The sequence below is a fragment of the Paenibacillus puldeungensis genome (assembly GCF_042678945.1).
GTDB lineage: Bacteria > Bacillota > Bacilli > Paenibacillales > Paenibacillaceae > Fontibacillus > Fontibacillus puldeungensis.
In genome coordinates this window covers 40,467-56,605 of the sequence record NZ_JBHTLM010000020.1, presented here as the reverse complement: position 1 = coordinate 56,605, position 16,139 = coordinate 40,467, and the positions used below count along the sequence as shown (strand labels likewise).

The 16,139-nt window shown below is 46.8% G+C and carries 16 protein-coding genes; 3 read left to right on the top strand and 13 right to left on the bottom strand.

The features are described from left to right. Window positions 1-77 precede the first annotated feature (77 nt). The 3 genes from ACFQ3W_RS21150 to ACFQ3W_RS21140 are packed head-to-tail and all read right to left on the bottom strand — an operon-like array spanning window position 78 to window position 2,236. The gene (locus ACFQ3W_RS21150; RefSeq protein WP_379321226.1) at window positions 78-1,181 is read right to left on the bottom strand and encodes a hypothetical protein; all 1,104 of its coding nucleotides are present in this window, start codon (window positions 1,179-1,181) and stop codon (window positions 78-80) included. Between the two features lie 27 nt (window positions 1,182-1,208). Beyond that, the gene (locus tag ACFQ3W_RS21145) at window positions 1,209-1,667 is read right to left on the bottom strand and encodes a hypothetical protein (RefSeq protein WP_379321225.1); all 459 of its coding nucleotides are present in this window, start codon (window positions 1,665-1,667) and stop codon (window positions 1,209-1,211) included. Continuing rightward, complete coding sequence (locus tag ACFQ3W_RS21140; protein WP_379321224.1) at window positions 1,664-2,236, bottom strand: RNA polymerase sigma factor; 573 nt, start codon at window positions 2,234-2,236, stop codon at window positions 1,664-1,666. Before ACFQ3W_RS21140 ends, ACFQ3W_RS21145 begins: the two co-directional genes overlap by 4 nt. A gap of 292 nt (window positions 2,237-2,528) precedes the next feature. On the opposite strand from ACFQ3W_RS21140, the gene ACFQ3W_RS21135 reads away from it, so the two are divergent. Beyond that, window positions 2,529-3,692 carry an asparaginase gene (locus ACFQ3W_RS21135; protein WP_379321223.1) on the top strand — a complete coding sequence of 388 codons (1,164 nt, stop codon included), beginning with the start codon at window positions 2,529-2,531 and terminating at the stop codon, window positions 3,690-3,692. Window positions 3,693-3,901: 209 nt separating this feature from the next. Continuing rightward, window positions 3,902-4,270 carry a DUF423 domain-containing protein gene (locus ACFQ3W_RS21130; RefSeq protein ID WP_379321222.1) on the top strand — a complete coding sequence of 123 codons (369 nt, stop codon included), beginning with the start codon at window positions 3,902-3,904 and terminating at the stop codon, window positions 4,268-4,270. Window positions 4,271-4,325: 55 nt separating this feature from the next. Here ACFQ3W_RS21130 and ACFQ3W_RS21125 read toward each other — a convergent pair whose 3' ends face one another. Together ACFQ3W_RS21125 and ACFQ3W_RS21120 are read right to left on the bottom strand one after the other, a co-directional pair. Continuing rightward, window positions 4,326-5,243 (bottom strand): ATP-grasp domain-containing protein, encoded by a 918-nt coding sequence (locus tag ACFQ3W_RS21125; RefSeq protein ID WP_379321221.1) that lies wholly within the window; start codon window positions 5,241-5,243, stop codon window positions 4,326-4,328. A 183-nt stretch (window positions 5,244-5,426) separates the two neighbouring features. Then, entirely contained in the window at window positions 5,427-5,783 is a 357-nt protein-coding gene (locus ACFQ3W_RS21120) for a DUF805 domain-containing protein (RefSeq protein ID WP_379321220.1), read from the bottom strand. A gap of 115 nt (window positions 5,784-5,898) precedes the next feature. On the opposite strand from ACFQ3W_RS21120, the gene ACFQ3W_RS21115 reads away from it, so the two are divergent. Then, the gene (locus ACFQ3W_RS21115; protein ID WP_379321219.1) at window positions 5,899-7,551 is read left to right on the top strand and encodes an outer membrane protein assembly factor BamB family protein; all 1,653 of its coding nucleotides are present in this window, start codon (window positions 5,899-5,901) and stop codon (window positions 7,549-7,551) included. 80 nt (window positions 7,552-7,631) lie between these two features. Here the strand turns inward: ACFQ3W_RS21115 and ACFQ3W_RS21110 are convergent, their stop codons facing one another. The 8 genes from ACFQ3W_RS21110 to ACFQ3W_RS21075 form a co-directional block, all read right to left on the bottom strand. Continuing rightward, window positions 7,632-8,462, bottom strand: a complete 831-nt coding sequence (locus tag ACFQ3W_RS21110) for a phosphoenolpyruvate hydrolase family protein (RefSeq protein WP_379321218.1) — start codon at window positions 8,460-8,462, stop codon at window positions 7,632-7,634. Window positions 8,463-8,508: 46 nt separating this feature from the next. Further along, window positions 8,509-9,006, bottom strand: coding sequence for a DUF1097 domain-containing protein (locus ACFQ3W_RS21105; protein ID WP_379321217.1), 498 nt, complete (start codon window positions 9,004-9,006; stop codon window positions 8,509-8,511). 26 nt (window positions 9,007-9,032) lie between these two features. Then, on the bottom strand, window positions 9,033-10,241 hold the full coding sequence (locus ACFQ3W_RS21100; protein WP_379321216.1) for a Tm-1-like ATP-binding domain-containing protein: 1,209 nt from the start codon (window positions 10,239-10,241) through the stop codon (window positions 9,033-9,035). A 168-nt stretch (window positions 10,242-10,409) separates the two neighbouring features. After that, window positions 10,410-11,606 carry a phosphoenolpyruvate hydrolase family protein gene (locus tag ACFQ3W_RS21095; RefSeq protein ID WP_379321215.1) on the bottom strand — a complete coding sequence of 399 codons (1,197 nt, stop codon included), beginning with the start codon at window positions 11,604-11,606 and terminating at the stop codon, window positions 10,410-10,412. Between the two features lie 223 nt (window positions 11,607-11,829). Next, on the bottom strand, window positions 11,830-12,522 hold the full coding sequence (locus tag ACFQ3W_RS21090; protein WP_379321214.1) for a DnaD domain-containing protein: 693 nt from the start codon (window positions 12,520-12,522) through the stop codon (window positions 11,830-11,832). An 86-nt stretch (window positions 12,523-12,608) separates the two neighbouring features. After that, window positions 12,609-13,904 (bottom strand): asparagine--tRNA ligase, encoded by a 1,296-nt coding sequence (gene asnS, locus ACFQ3W_RS21085; RefSeq protein WP_379321213.1) that lies wholly within the window; start codon window positions 13,902-13,904, stop codon window positions 12,609-12,611. Window positions 13,905-13,951: 47 nt separating this feature from the next. Further along, complete coding sequence (locus ACFQ3W_RS21080) at window positions 13,952-15,157, bottom strand: acetate/propionate family kinase (protein WP_379321212.1); 1,206 nt, start codon at window positions 15,155-15,157, stop codon at window positions 13,952-13,954. After that, window positions 15,154-16,026, bottom strand: a complete 873-nt coding sequence (locus ACFQ3W_RS21075; RefSeq protein WP_379321211.1) for a 3-hydroxyacyl-CoA dehydrogenase family protein — start codon at window positions 16,024-16,026, stop codon at window positions 15,154-15,156. Before ACFQ3W_RS21075 ends, ACFQ3W_RS21080 begins: the two co-directional genes overlap by 4 nt. Window positions 16,027-16,139: the final 113 nt, after the last annotated feature.

Sequence of the window (16,139 nt, the reverse complement as noted above, 5' to 3'; positions counted from 1 at the left end):
GAGAGATTCTGTCCAAAGGGCAATAATCTCTCTACTTCTTAACGATTGTATTTAGCTTGATAACATATAGGATATACTTAGATTTCCCCGTCTTCCCAGAACACATCACGGCGTTTCGGCTTCCAAAGCAGCTTCAGACCGCCTCCGATCAAGATCAGCGAAACGAAGAAGGGCCGCAAGTATTGATGTATCAGGTAATCAAACCGAAACCAAGGAAAATAGTTGTCAAGCACAGGTACAATTAACTCCATGCCAACATAGTAAACACCCAAAGCGATCAACACCCACCCCAGCCAATGCTGGTGGTTGCCTCGGATTTCAATGAGCGGCTGATCCTCCATCGGCAAAATACCGTACCGACTCGTTTGCTGCAGGCCGTCGAAGAAGCAGTAGAACCAAATGATTGGAATGAGGAACAGGAATAGCGACAATCTTAGAACGTCGATAATGTAGAAGCTGGCCATAAACAGTACCATCATCTGCAGACCGCGTTTTTGAAGGCCCAAATACATTTGTCCCGCACCAGGAAATGCGGAGAGCAGCGTTGCCAGCACCTTGCTGCGGCGCCCCTCAATTCTGCCGTTCTCCCATTCATCGAACAGCGTGCGGTCAAGCAGCGGTTCTCCAGCCTGCTTGCGGTGAACAAGCTGAACCGCATCAAACATGCTGTACAGCCATATAATCGGCAACAGGCCGAGAAACAGCAGGAATCCATCCTCATGAGTGATTCCTGTAGCAAAGAACATCATCGTGATCAAGCCGAAGAAGGCGATCAGAAATGACAACCCCCGCTGCATGAGCCCTAGTTGAAAATGGCCTAAGCCAGGAACAAAGGACAGCAAAATGGTGTAGAACTTTTCCGATTCCCGCCCGGCCCCGGAAATCGGCTGCATCGGGTCGTGAATATCCCCATACGGCGAGTGGATGGAAGCAGGCTCACGAAGCATAACTACGAACAGGTCGATCATTGAGATCCCCCAGAGAATGAGAGCCAGTACACCAGCAAGCATAAAGAAAAATCCATCGTTGCTGGCGATGGAGAGCAGCACCCCGCTCAGCAGACCGCCAAAGAAGAACATCGGGTAGAAAATGCCGCGTCCTCTTTTCCCCCAATATAAGTGTCCTAAACCCGGGATAAAGTTTAATAGAAAAGCCAGCATCCGGTTTCGGTTGTATGGCATGTTTATCCTTCCTTTCCTCGTTTCAAGTTATCTCTTACTTTGAAATTTATCGATCCAAGCCGATGCTTGATCAACGACGTGCTTACTCATCGAAGCATCCGGAGGGCGGCTAATGACCTTGTTCGCTTCTGCGGACAGCAGGTCGAAAAATCCGCTTGTTAACAGCAATACCGTGATGGAAGCGGCAATAGCATAATGGAACAGAGGGTTATAAATCCAAGATTTCGCCTGTTTGTCAGACTCGTGAACGCCCTTGATGTTTTGCTTCTCCTGCGGCAGCGCACCCAGAACGTTCTGTATAAAATGCTGCTCATTCTCTGGAATCGGAAGCTCCTGCTCCAAGGAAGCAAAAACCTCTAAATAGGCGTCAAAAGCTTCGGGATTTTCGGCTAACAGCGCATCCAGTCGCTTGGCTGTATCCGGAGGAGTCTCCCCTCGTATGTATTTCTCCCAGAGATCCCGTTCGTTTGCCTTCATCCGGTTCATCCCCATTCCCCCATCTTCCAATGCTCACGAATATAAGTTCTAGCCCGATATAGCTTGGATTCTACCGTTTTTACACTCACGCTGAGATCAGCGGCGATCTGCTCATGACTCTTGCCGTTCAAATAAAACTCAGTCACAATCTGACGATGACTCTCAGGCAGCTCGAAAATTTTACGTTTAAGCTCCTGATTCCGCTCTTGATCCATCATGCCTGCTAATATTTCGTCTTCCTGAACAGGAATCTTAAGGGCAAGGTTGGATGGATCCCACTGCTCTTCTTTACGGCGATCCCGTTTACGTTTCAAATCTATCGCTTTGTTGACAGCAATGCGGGTCATCCATGTTTTTAAGCCGCGGGAACGATATTCAGGGAGAGATTTGTAGATTTGTAGATAGATTTCCTGGGCAGCATCTTCTGCTTCCTTCGCATCATGCAGGACCGAGTAAGCTACACGATATATGTAGGTTCCATACTCCTGAACCAACCAGCGAAATGCGCTAGGATCCCCTTGTTTGAACTTTATAAGAAATGACGCTTCATCAATGACTCTCCCCTCCTCCCAATACAATAGACGTTCACCGTACACCCTGCCCCTGCATCTATTTCGAAAAAAATATGAACTTTCTACTTGATGTAATGTATTATTACACAATTATTAATTCAAGATTTTTCTTACTAAAGGTCTTTTATAGCGAAAAATCCCAATATATTAAGAAATAGCGTGATTTAACCGCTTACCTTACTATATTTTCGATTTGTAAATATACTTAACATCAATCTATAATTCATTCAAGTTAACGATGATTATGTTATTTTATCTAACATATCGTTAACAAACTAACATCATGGAGGTCGATAGAATGAAGTCATGGAAATCTTATAGTTTAAAATGGGTGCTCGCCACTGGGCTAGCCGTCTCCGCTCTACTTCCCACTATGTATCTCTCACCGTCTTCCGCAGCCGCAGCCTCGGTCGATAGCACAAGCATCGTTTCGGAAACTGTTAAGAAGCTGCCGAAGGTTGAGGTCATCGCCACAGGCGGAACTTTAGCCGGTAAATCTACAGATGAAACAAGCTTTACTACCTATAAAGCAGGTTCACTTCCTATCGCAGACCTGGTAGAGGCACTACCCAACAAGGACCAGATCGCTGAGGTAAGTACATATCAATTCGGCAATTCGGGATCCAGCGCATATACCATTCAACAATTATACGACTTGTCCCTAAAGGTAGACGAAGCTTTAAAAACGCAAGATGGCGTCGTTGTTACCAGCGGTACCGATACGATGGAGGAGATCGCTTACTTCCTCGACCTGACGGTACGCAGCCCGAAACCTGTAATAGTTACCGGCTCAATGAGACCATGGACCGTCATAGGAACGGACGCACCGGCGAATCTGTATAACGCCATCAAACTCGCGGCGAGCGGGAAAACGAAATATTTCGGCACCGTTCTGATGCTAAATGACGAATTCCATGCCGCCCGCGAAGTGACTAAAACCAACTCCTACCGTACAGATACTTTCGTAACGCCAGAGGTCGGTGCACTTGGGTTTATTGATGAGAAAATGATTCGCGTCTACCGCGCTCCATTTCGCGCGCTGAAGCCCGCTAGCGAATGGGCTACTCCGTTTGACCTGACCAAAATCTCCAAAACTGATCTTGCCAAAGTCGAAATTGCCTACTCTTACCAAGATGCCGGAGCTGGCGCCATTAGCGGATTTGTGGCGAACGGTGCCAAAGGGATCGTCACCGCCGGAACCGGCGCGGGCGGCATCTCCAAGGCGATGAGCGAAGAACGGAAGGCTGCGATTGATAAAGGTGTTGTCTTCGTTATGACGACCCGTACCGGATCTGGCAGCAACTACTCCACCGGAGACGGCATCATCGCTGGCGACAATTTGAACGCAGCCCATGCCCGGATGCTTCTGCTACTTTGCCTGTCCTACTCCAAAGATATTAACACGGTTAAAAATTGGTTTACGACCTATGGGTATGGGCAAATCGAGCTGCCTACAAAATAAAAAAGTAACAACAACTTTCTACGATTCGTTATTCTCTTTCTCGAAGCAAAAAGCAAGGTTGCCTTCAGGGCAGCCTTGCTTTTTTTACACATCATTCTAACAGCTTAACCCCAACCATTCGTTTCTTTGAACCTATCACGATTTATATCAATTGATCGCCTTGCCCTCTACATCATAGAAACATTAATATAGAAGAGAGGTGATTAATTATGCAAACATTGGTAGCGCTTGGCGCCATCATGATGTTTCTTGCCGTTGCGCTGGGAGCCTTCGGCGCGCATGCCCTGAAAAATATACTTGTCGGGGAAAAACTAAAGACGTATCAGACCGGCATCCAGTACCACATCGCTCATGGATTAGGCTTAATTCTGCTCGGTATCATCGCCGATCAATCCGCTCATGCTTCACTGGTCGTTACAGCCGGCTGGTTCCTGTTGGCCGGGATCATTTTGTTCTCTGGGAGTTTATACGCTCTAAGCTTAACAGGCATTCGTAAGCTTGGCGCCATAACGCCGCTCGGCGGAATTTGCTTCCTCACTGGCTGGGCGATCCTGCTTATAGCTATTTTACAAGGATAACCCCTCCCGATGTTTGGGAGGGCTGGCCTTTTACGAGCGTCCTAGCCTCCGCACTCTATATTTTCAGCTCAAACCGGTTCAGCCGCACTCGCAAAAAATTGTATATTTCTTCTGCAATATTGACCTGACAGCACGATTCAAGCCCTTCAAATCCCGGGGATGAATTCGCCTCGCATATTTTGTAGTGATCCCCGTCGAACAACAAGTCGATACCGGCGATGTCCAAATTCAGCAGCCGCGACGTTTCCAGTGCCAGCCACTCAATTTCCGGATTAATCTCGAACGGCTCGACTTTACCTCCACGGGAATAATTGGCCTTAAAGCTGTCATTGCCAGAGTATCGCTTCATCGCCGCCACCGCGCGGCCTCCGATCGTCAGCACCCTTAAATCCATGCCTCGGCTTGATTCCACGAACTCCTGCAAAATCATCGTGGCATTTTCCTTATAAGCATTAATCATCTCCAGCAAATCGATAAACTTTGATTTCGTTTCGGCCAGAAATACGCCGCTACCCTGCGACCCGGAAATTGTCTTGACGACAACAGGAAAGCCCAGGTGCTTCTCCACCAGGTTAACATCCACTTTTGAGCGAATCAGCATCGTCTTAGGCACAGGCAGATTATACTCTGCCAAAATCTGCTGGGTGTACAGCTTGTCTTTCACCGTATCAATACTTTGGGACGAGTTGAAAGTTCGCACCCCAAGCCGCTCCAAATGCCGGATAAGCGCGAGTCCGAAATAATTCGTACCTGCCCCCATACGAGGCAGCACAAAATCGGGAAGCTGTTGCACCTCCCCGTCAACCATAACGCTCTTGCGGTCATCCCGCGTTACGATCAACTCAAACTGCTCCGGCGCCAGAACACGGATTTCGATATCCTGTTTCTCAGCTTCCTCCATCAGGCGTTTTATTTCAAACGTTTCAGGCTTAACGTCATTTATGGAACTTTTATATATAATCCAACCTATCAATCGTATCAACCTCCAAAAAAGTTTACTATTCTTACATATTATTAACATACAATAGCTATTCCTTACTAATATCAATGATAGATTGATAGTTTGTAAAATTTCATTACCATGAAAAAAGAAAGACAGAGTCATCCGCCTTTCTTCTCAAGTTTTCTGGTGATCCGGTAAGCTATGTATCAGGCATTATCCAAACGTTTTAGGATTGGGTCCATATTGGTTTGAGCCCTCTTGACTATCCTGGCACATAAATACAATTAAAATAATCACACCAACTAAAGGAATCAAACTCAGCAAGATCATCCATCCACTTCTGCCCGTATCGTGTAACCTGCGAACTGCAACTGCTAGACCCGGCAGTAAAACGGCCAAACTATAAATATAGCTCAATGTAGCACCTAATGATTGATTAAACAGTCCCAAGACAAGGGATAAGGCCAAGGCAATAATCCAATTAAAAAGAATAAACATCCAGTATTCCTTACGTCTCGCCCTTCCTTGAAAACCTACGTAATTTTTAAGCACTTTCAAGTACCACTCCATAATCATTCCACCTTTTCATATTTATGATATTCAAACCTACATGCGTTACTATAGCTACAACTTTCTTAAGGATCGGTGCGTCTATCTTAATGTTATGTAGAAAGGGAGGTCAGTTATGTTAAGAAACGGGTTAAAATGGACGATTATTGCGGGGTTATCACTGACCTTGGCGGCTTCAACCGCAAGCGCAGCAGATTATGTGCAGCCGAACCACAGCTATAGCGGTTATTCATTGCCAAGCTACCTAAATAAAGTACCTGTAGCAAAACCGATTTGGAGTACAAATTTGGGACATCCCTCCGAATCGTATAGATATGGTGCAGATCGTGTAGCTGTAGGTGAAGGTACGATTTTCTACCTGAAGAACGGAAAGTTAGTCGCAGCTAATGCCAAAACGGGGAAGACGATATGGACCTACGGGGAGAAGCTTCTGACACAGGTTATCTATCAAAACGGAACAATCCTGGTATCCGATACGAACGGAAGAGTCTATATGGTTTCGGCTAAAACAGGAACGACCAAATGGAAGTCCGCTTCCGTAAAGGGACAGTCGGTGTTCAGCTTCGCATTTGACAAGGATACGGTTTACGCGAATACAAATAAAGGAATACTCGCTTATGACAAAGCGACCGGAAAATTGAAATGGTCGAACGGTTCTGTGCTTAACAGCGGCAGCATGATGGTTGTGGATGACAAACTGCTTGCCAGCACCTGGGAGTCGGGGGCCCTCACGGTGGATGTGACATATGCGATAAACAAACAAACGGGCAAAACGTTGTGGCGAGCTGGCAGTATCCCAAGTCCGCTGCTCATTAAAGACGGATATCTTTACAGTCGAGACACCTGGCCACCAAACGATTCAAATACCTACCAATACCCGTTAAGCGTGATTGAGCTGTCAACCGGAAAAGCGGTAGAAGAACGGCAGTATATTAAAATTCCAGAGGGTCAGGATGCGTTATCGACCCAGGTATATACATCTGCCACGGACGGGCAGTTTCTGTTCATTCAAGCGAATAATGCCATTTTTCGGTACGATTATCGAAAACCGGGCGATGAACAGCAGCCAAAAACGTACCAATACAACGGGAAGTGGATTGCCGGCCCATACAATAACAAGTTATTCTTTGAAAAAGAATATGGCGGCGGCATTCAGGCGATTAAGGTGCTCAATGACGAGCGGGTGGATTATGAAGGACTAGATAACCCTGTAAGCCGGCTGGATTTCTACAATTCCGGAATGTTCGTGGGTCAGACCGATGGTGAAATTTATGCGCTTAACGTTATCACGGGCAAAGCTTTGTTCCGCTACCAGACACAAGCGCGAAGCTTTGAAGCATTTCATATCGAGGACGGCGTTTTGATAGCTCAGGCAGACGACAGCCTGTACGCCTTCAAAATTCCGGCTCAACTATTGCAGCCGCTTCCGACAACGCCGATCGCAAACGTCGACTATGTGAATACGGACGCAAAAATTACGATCAACGGCAAGGTTCAAACTCTAAAGCTCAACCCGATTATGATTCAAAATCAGATCTATGTGCCCCTTCAGGCCGTAGCAGAAGCGCTCGGCGCTAAGGTTCAGCACGATGCTGCTACTGGCGCTACAACCATAGTTTATAAAAATCAAAATTTGAACGCCCCGGAAGGCGAAGCCATTAATCAAATCACCTATGTAAAGATCGGCGACTTTGGTAAGCTGCTTGGTATTAGTGTCGTCTGGGATCAAGCTGCCAGATCCGTTAATATCGACACTTCAAAAAGCTGAAAAAAGCACAAATATTCAGCTCCTACCAAATGGTCAGGGCTGCCTTGGGTCTTTCCTAGACCTGAGGCAGCCCTGCTATCTTATTTCTTAATCGATTTAAAGGCTTCCGTTTGCGCTTTGATTCCTTTTTCCGCCGCAAGCCGTTCAATACTGGATGCCCCGAAGAATCCAACGATGCCTTCTGTTCTTTGAATGATGTATTTAGCATCTTCTGGTTCGGCAATAGGACCGCCATGGCAAATGACCAAAATGTCCGGATTGACGGATTTTCCTGCCTTCACAATGTCGGAAATTTTCTTCACGCAATCATCCAGGGTCAGCGCTGTTTTAGCACCGATTGTCCCCTTAGTCGTCAGGCCCATATGAGCTACGAGGAGGTCGGCCCCGGCTTCAGCCATTGCTTTCGCTTGTTCAGGATCAAATACATAAGGTGTCGTCAGCATGTCTAATTCATGTGCCTTCCGGACCATTTCGACTTCTAGGCCGTATCCCATGCCGGTTTCTTCAAGGTTTTGTCTGAACGTACCATCGATTAAACCGACTGTCGGGAAGTTTTGTACCCCGTTAAAGCCTTGATCCTTCAATTGTTTCAAATAGACATCCATCACTCTGAATGGGTCCGTACCACAAACCCCGGCGAGTACTGGAGTATGCTTCACGACCGGCAGCACTTCTGAGCCCATTTCTACGACAATTTGGTTCGCATCGCCATAGGAGAGCAGGCCAGCCAAAGATCCGCGTCCTGCCATTCTGTACCGACCAGAGTTGTAGATGATAAGCATATCGGCGCCGCCGGCTTCACTGCTTTTTGCCGTAATCCCTGTACCGGCACCAACCCCTACCAGTATCTTGCCTTGTTTAATTTGCTCCCGGAAGCCATCGACAATTTCTTTTCTGGATTTTGTAAGCATGGATAAAACCTCCTATATCATATCTGAATTTTTTGAAAAATCCTCGTTACTTGCTTTTGTTGCCCAAGTTACCAACGGTTACGCTAATGTAGCCGCACAGAAGTCCTACAACATTAGCCAGCACAAGCCATAACACACAAATCAGAACATTGTTGAGGTCAAGAGAGATGGACTCCACTTTCGGGAAGTTCCCGGCATAATACCCTGCAAACATGCAGGAGTAAGCATTAAATGAAGCTAGTGAACAGCTGAACACCGAAGTTTTTAGCGATAACATAATCAGAAATACCGTTACGGCTACGGTCAAAACCAAGGCGATCATTTGGTGCCCGGATGCCGCATAGACAACAACGGCGACCGCAGCTAATACGTAGCCAAGCAGCATGGCGGGAATAGCTTCTTTGAAAGCACCAGGCTTAGCGCCTAATGCAAAGTACCAAGCCCAACCAATGAACAAGGCCCATACCGGCAAATTGAAATACATCGTCAAGCAAGTTAAGCCTGCTAAAATAGCGACGGAAAAATCCAACTTAGTGAGTTTCATTTTTCCCCTCCGTTTCATATACAAGCTTATTTTTGATTCATCAAATCAATCAATTTTTGAGCTGCCGCTTCGGCAAATTTCACATCATTGATGTCGCAATCCATTTCAACGACTTCGACGATGTCACGATTTACGCCATTTCTCAGAACATCAAATAGCTTCTTGTCTTCCTCCGGTCCATAGAAGGGCTGGCCTTCCACATCGATGGCAGAGACACCTTTCAGCGGTAGATAGAGCGCGGTTTTCTCCTTGGCCAACTGAAGTTTTTCCACAAGCTTTTTACCGATGATTTCATTTTCTTCAACAGAGGTTCTCATCAGCGTTACCATCGGGTTGTGTTTATACAAATTGCGGTTCGCAAATTGCTTAGGCACGGTATCGTAGGGGCCAAAGTTGCACATGTCGATTGCACCTACGGAAACGACCTGCGGAATGCGGTGCTTCGAAGCCGCTTCGAGCCGGTGTGGGCCTGCATTCAGCACCCCGCCAACCAGTTCATCCACCCATTCTGTGGTGGTAAGGTCAAGAACGCCTTCAATAAAACCGGCATCAACAAGCGCTTCCATCGTTTTGCCGCCGGTACCTGTGGCATGGAACACTAGTACTTCGTACCCGCGATCCTCCAGATACTTTCTGGCTGCCGTTACACAAGGGGTTGTTACACCAAACATCGTTGCGGCCACTAACGGCTTTTTCTCCAGCACTTTTTTGTTTTCAAACTTAACCATCCCGGCAATGGCAAACGCTGCATTTGAGAAAATTTTTACCGAGAGGCTGTTCAGTCCCGAAACATCGACGATTGACGGAATCATAACGATGTCGCTGGTTCCCACGTAAGGAGCGGTATTTCCTGAAGCGACTGTGGATACCATTACTTTTGGTACACCGATCGGCAGCGCCTGCATCGCCGGGGTTACCAATGAAGTTCCGCCCGAACCGCCAAACGAGATGATGCCATCAAATTTACCCTGTTTAAACAGCTCGGGCACCAGCTTTTTCATCCCTTTACACAGCATCTCGGTGGCGTAGGCCCGATCGCTATTCGCGACCGTTTGAATGTCTGTACCAGCTGCCTTTGCTACCTCGTCATTGGATACATCAGGTTGAAATGTCGGCTCATATGCACCGGTATGGATCGTGAATGTTTTGAGTCCCAAGCTTTCCAGCAATTCCTTAACATAAAAAAATTCTGCGCCCTTCGTATCAAATGTTCCGGCAATCGCAATCGTTGGCACTTGTTCACCCTCCTCCTTAGCTTTCGTTGTTTATCCAGCCTGTACATGCCGGATAAATCTTCTGAGCGCGCCCTCAAAAAGAAAGCAGTACGATTAACTACAAGCTAATCATACTGCTCTCACTCTATTATGAAAACGTTATCACGTCTTGTGTTTTTGTGTTTATGTTCACTTTCCCTGCTTTTTTTGCTTGTACTGTTTTGGTGTGCAGCCCTTATATTTCTTAAACATCTTGCTGAACTGAGCATAGTCCTGATAACCAACCAAAGAGCTGAGCTCCGATAACTGAATGTTTTCCCGGTCAAGAATTTCCGTAGCCTTATCCATCCGGAATTTTACGAGATATTCGGGAAAGCTGCAGCCAACCTCTTTTTTAAATAGGCTGCTCAAATAGCTTCTGGACACATGAGCTACCTTTGCCAAGTCCATGAACAATATCTCGTTCATATAGTGCGCGGAGACATACTTTTTCACAAACTCAACATAATCATAATGCTTAGTAATGCCATCTAGCATTTTGACGAGTAAATCATCTTCGTCGAGCTTTCCCGATACTTTAAACGCTTTTGTTATATTAGTGATGAACTTTTCGGTAGGGATTCTTTCAAAGGCAGAACCTCCGATATACCCCATTAAATTAGCATTGTTGCCGTACATGTACTGGACATCGATAGGCGTTTTTACAGGACCGCCGTAGATCAGCTTAATGACCTCGGGCCGTATTTCATTACATTTTTTAAAGATCTGGTTTGCCATCACTTTAGCCGCTTCCAGGGAAAAAACCTTCTTTGCTCCCAATAGACCGCCACCTGTTAAGCCTAAATGAACACAGATGACATCCGCACCCGCCTCAAGCATCTGCTCGGCCTGTATTTCATTAAATACAAATGCAATAGTGAACATATCTTTCCGGTGAGCGGTGCGGATCGCGGCCAGTTCATTAAGATAAGTGCTTCCTTCCGTTTCCAGTGCATCTCTGAATTGTCCGTCTATCAATCCAACAGTGGGATAGTTATTGATCCCCGAGAAGCCCTTCTCTTTAATTTTATCGATATAAGCATCCATATCCTTTGTCGGATCTGTAGCATTAATGCCGAAAATAATAGGAATGTCTTTGACCAAAGGAATGATCTCTTTCGAAGCAAAATCCATCACCATGTTATTGCTGTTTTCAAACGGCAAATAACCAGCTAGCGAACTTCTCCCCATCTGTCGGAACCGGCCCGAGTTTAATACTAAAATAAAATCCGCACCGCCCTGTTTGGCAAACTTCGCCGTCATTCCGGAGCCAGCAGCTACACCGATAATGTGATTGCCCTTGTCTATTTGGGAATGGAGATTTTCCAGTATTTTCACTCTGCTCATACTTTCCAACTCTCTCACCTGCTTCTTCAAAATGATCAACCTTCGAAAGCCCTTACATCATTGCTTGGACATTACTCTCTCTCCTCTAGACTACTATAAATTTCATAAAGATTAAAACCACATCTACAGCATGCTGGAAACAAGAATGTGACAATCCAAAAAAATACAGCCTGCTCCCGTAGGAAAACAGACTGTATTTTGGCAGTATCTCTTGAATATGCACTTAGCGCATACCGCTGCGGAATCGCTGCGTATAAGCTTTCGCGTCATCCGCCGTCTTTATGCGATTACGACTCCATTCGAACAAAATCCGATTAATGTAGCGAAAATGTACTTTTCCGGCGAAAACCGCTTCTTTGAGAGCTAATCGGATCAACTCTTCCGGGTACTTGTCCTGATCCATCCAAACCGAGATTGTCTCGCATTCCATCGGAGACAAGGGGCGTCCGAATTCTTTCTCGAAAATGACGAATAAATTCCGCTCGCGCTCTTCCTGTTGGACCGTTTCCATTTCCCTTGCGGCCTCGTTCTGCCTTGCAGTAATCTCTACCTCTGCAAGGTACTGACCTAACCGGCTATACATTCCGGACAAATTGTAACGTTCCGATTGAATTCCCGTTGACTCATCCGTGATTTCGTCGATGCTGATCCAGCCTTCCTTGAGCAGCCGCCGTATGACGGGAGATAGGGCGCCAGGCGCCGAGTCCATTCGCTCCTCAAGCTGTTCGATGGAAGGAAACTCATTGTGTTCCACCTGTCTAAAGGTCATTAGCTGAATCAGAAACATCGCTTCCGTATCGCTTAAATGGAGCTCGCGGTAATGAGCCAGCAGCGGATAAGGGACGTTGACCGTTCCCGCGTCCATGCCGAAAGAGATTCCTTTCGCCCAAACCTTCTTGCCATCGGTCATCGTCATTCATATTCACCTTCTCCATCTCTGACACGGTCATCCATCATTTCATCATTGAAAAAAATCTTTCGACCCGGTGCGCATCCCAAAGATTAAGGATACAAACGGTACAGCATTCTAGGGAACGGAATTGTCTCACGAACATGATCAAGCCCGCAGATCCAAGCTACAGTCCGTTCTAACCCCAAGCCAAACCCGGAATGCGGTACGGAACCGTATTTCCGCAGATCCATATACCATTGATAGGTTTCTGGATTAAGATGATGCTCCTCAAAGCGGGCCTCCATCAATTCCGGATCATCAATCCGCTGGGAGCCCCCAATGATTTCGCCATAGCCTTCAGGTGCGATCATGTCAGCACACAATACGACTTCCGGACGGTTCGGATCCGGCTTCATGTAGAACGCCTTAATCCCTGCTGGATAATGCGTAATAAATACCGGTTTGTCATACTTCTCGGCGATCGCCGTTTCGTGCGGAGCTCCGAAATCCTCGCCCCAAGGAATATCAAAATCTTGAGTGTGCAGGTATTCGATTGCTTCATCGTACGTGATCCGCGGGAACGGAGCCTGAATATTTTCCAGCTTGGAGATATCGCGGCCTACCGCTTCCAGTTCAGCGCGGCAATTTTTAAGCACCGATTGCACGACATGGGAAATAAAGTTTTCCTGCACCTTTAAGCTCTCTTCATGATCCGTGAACGCCATTTCCGGTTCAATCATCCAGAACTCGATCAGATGGCGGCGCGTTTTTGACTTTTCGGCACGGAAAGTAGGCCCGAAGGAATACACCTTACCGAGCGCCATAGCCGCAGCTTCCATATACAGCTGTCCACTCTGGGTCAAATAAGCGTCTTCTTCAAAATATTTCGTATGGAACAGGTTAGTCGTGCCTTCTGCTGACGTAGGAGTCAGAATTGGAGGATCGACCAGGGTAAAGCCGTTTTGATCGAAGAACTGTTGCACGGCGCGGATAATTTCGGCCCGTATGACCATAATCGCACGCTGCTTGGACGAACGGAGCCATAAATGACGATGGTCCATCAAGAAATCGATGCCATGTTCCTTCGGCGTAATCGGATAGTTCTCGGTCAAATGAATGATTTCCAGCTCTGTTACTGTCATTTCATAACCGGAATGGCTGCGAGGTTCCTCGCGAATCACCCCCGTTACATACATGGAGGATTCTTGGGTCAAGCTCTTTGCGTTGTCCCATGTCTCCTCAGAAACTTCACTTTTGACGACAACCGCCTGGATGTAGCCCGTTCCGTCGCGGAGCTGCAAAAATTGAATTTTACCGCTGGACCGTTTGTTGTTCAGCCAACTGCCGATGACGACAGTTTCCCCGACATGCTCATTCACTTGACGAATCACAGTTTTGATCGCCATGTCTTTATCTCTCCTCTAACGACACAATATTGGTGTTTCCTTGAAGCTTACTTCGCTTCTTGTACAATCCGAAGCGTATCGCGGGCAATCATCAATTCCTCGTTTGTCGGAATAACCAGCACTTCCACTTTGGAATTTGGCGTCGAAATACGCCGAGGGTCCCCGGAACGAATCTTGTTCAGCTCAGGGTCAATTTCCACGCCGAGGTAAGTCAGGTGCTTACATACATTTTCACGTACAACGATGGAGTTTTCGCCAACACCGGCGGTAAATACGATGCAATCGACGCCGTCCATCGCGGCAGCATAAGCACCAATGTATTTACGCAGACGATATTCGTACATTTCAAAAGCAAGCGTTTCATTCGGTTGACCGGCTTCCCAGCCGTCCGTAATGTCACGCATATCGCTGCTGCTTCCGGAAATGGCGAGAAGTCCACTATGTTTGTTCAACATGGAATTGACTTCGCTGATCGACAGATCTTCCTTGTTCATGACAAACGTAACGACGGTTGGATCCAAATCGCCGCTGCGCGTACCCATCATTAGGCCTTCCAGCGGAGTCAGACCCATTGAGGTGTCTACCGAAATTCCGCCTTTAACCGCTGTGAGGCTGGCGCCGTTCCCGATGTGGCAGGTAATGATCTTCATATCCTCAATCGGACGATTAAGATATTCAGCAGCAATTCTGCTCACATATTGGTGAGAGGTGCCATGGGCGCCGTAACGGCGAACGCGATGCTTCTTATATAATACTTTCGGGATCGGGTACAAATATACCTTCTCTTCCATAGTTTGGTGGAAAGCCGTATCAAATGCAACGACTTGCGGAACTCCAGGCATGTTAACTTCGGCAGCCGTAATCCCCATAATTGCCGGCGGATTGTGAAGTGGAGCAAGGTCGAATAGGCGACGAATTTCAGCTTTCGCCTCAGGTGTTACGAGCGCAGAGCCTTTAAAGTACTCGCCACCATGAACGACGCGATGCCCTACCGCATCAATTTCCTCAACCGAGTTCAATACGCCATGCTCTTTGTCAGTCAACTTTTCCAGCACTTTACGAATCGCCGTCGTATGTTCTAAAATTTCACTAACTTCCGTAACTTCCTCTTTACCGGTTGGTTTATGCGTCAAAATAGAGGAATCCATACCGATCCGTTCTACAAGGCCTTTCGCTAGTACGGATTCATCGGTCATATCGTATAGTTGATACTTAAGGGAAGAACTCCCCGCGTTAATGACTAGTACTTTCATAGCCGGTCACCGTCCTTGTCGTATTTGAAAAATCCTTCGCCAGTTTTCACGCCGAGATTACCTGCGCGAACCATTTTCTTAAGCACGAAGGAAGGACGGTATTTCAGTTCGCCAAATTCGCGGAACATGCGTTCCAGCGCGGCCAGAATGGAGTCCAAGCCGAAGCGGTCAGCCATCTCGAGAGGCCCGTATTGGAATTGATACCCCATACGCATGGCTTCATCGATTTCTTCTGCAGATGCTACGCCTTCTCCAAGCACGTGCAGCGCTTCGTTAATCATCACGCAAATAATCCGGGAGGTTACGAAGCCCGGAGATTCATAAACCATAATGCCGCGTTTTTCAACGGTCTCTTCTACAAAACGCTTTGTTTCCTCGTATGTAGCTTCAGATGTTTTCAAACCGCGAATAATTTCCACCAATTCAATCTTGGCTACCGGATAAATGAAGTGCATGCCGATTACGCGTTCCGGATACATGGTCGAACCGGCGATTTCGGTCAAGCTCAGCGTTGAAGTGTTGCTTGCCAAGATAATGTTGCTTGGGCACACTTGATCAAGCTGCTTGAATACCTCTTTTTTGGCATCCAAATCCTCCGAAATGGTCTCGATCACCATATCGCAGGTACCGAGTTCGGCAAAATGAGTTACTTTATGAATTTTAGCAAGGATCAGTTTCTTTTCTGCCTTGGTGATCGCCCATTTTTCAAGCTGTTTATCCAGACTTGTCTCAATCATGCTATACGCATGCTCCAATTTTTCGGGCGTTTCTTCCACTAGAAGCACATCGAGTCCTTTGGCTGCAAGCATCTCACTGATGCCCTGTCCCATCGTGCCGCCGCCGATGACACCTATTCTTTTGAAGTTCATGGTCCTCTCGCTCCATCCTTTCGTATTCTCTACATAATATTGTACCCTTGATGTCGAATAATACATCTTCTTATACCCAACATATAATAATATCTTAGCACGAAGAAAAAGTA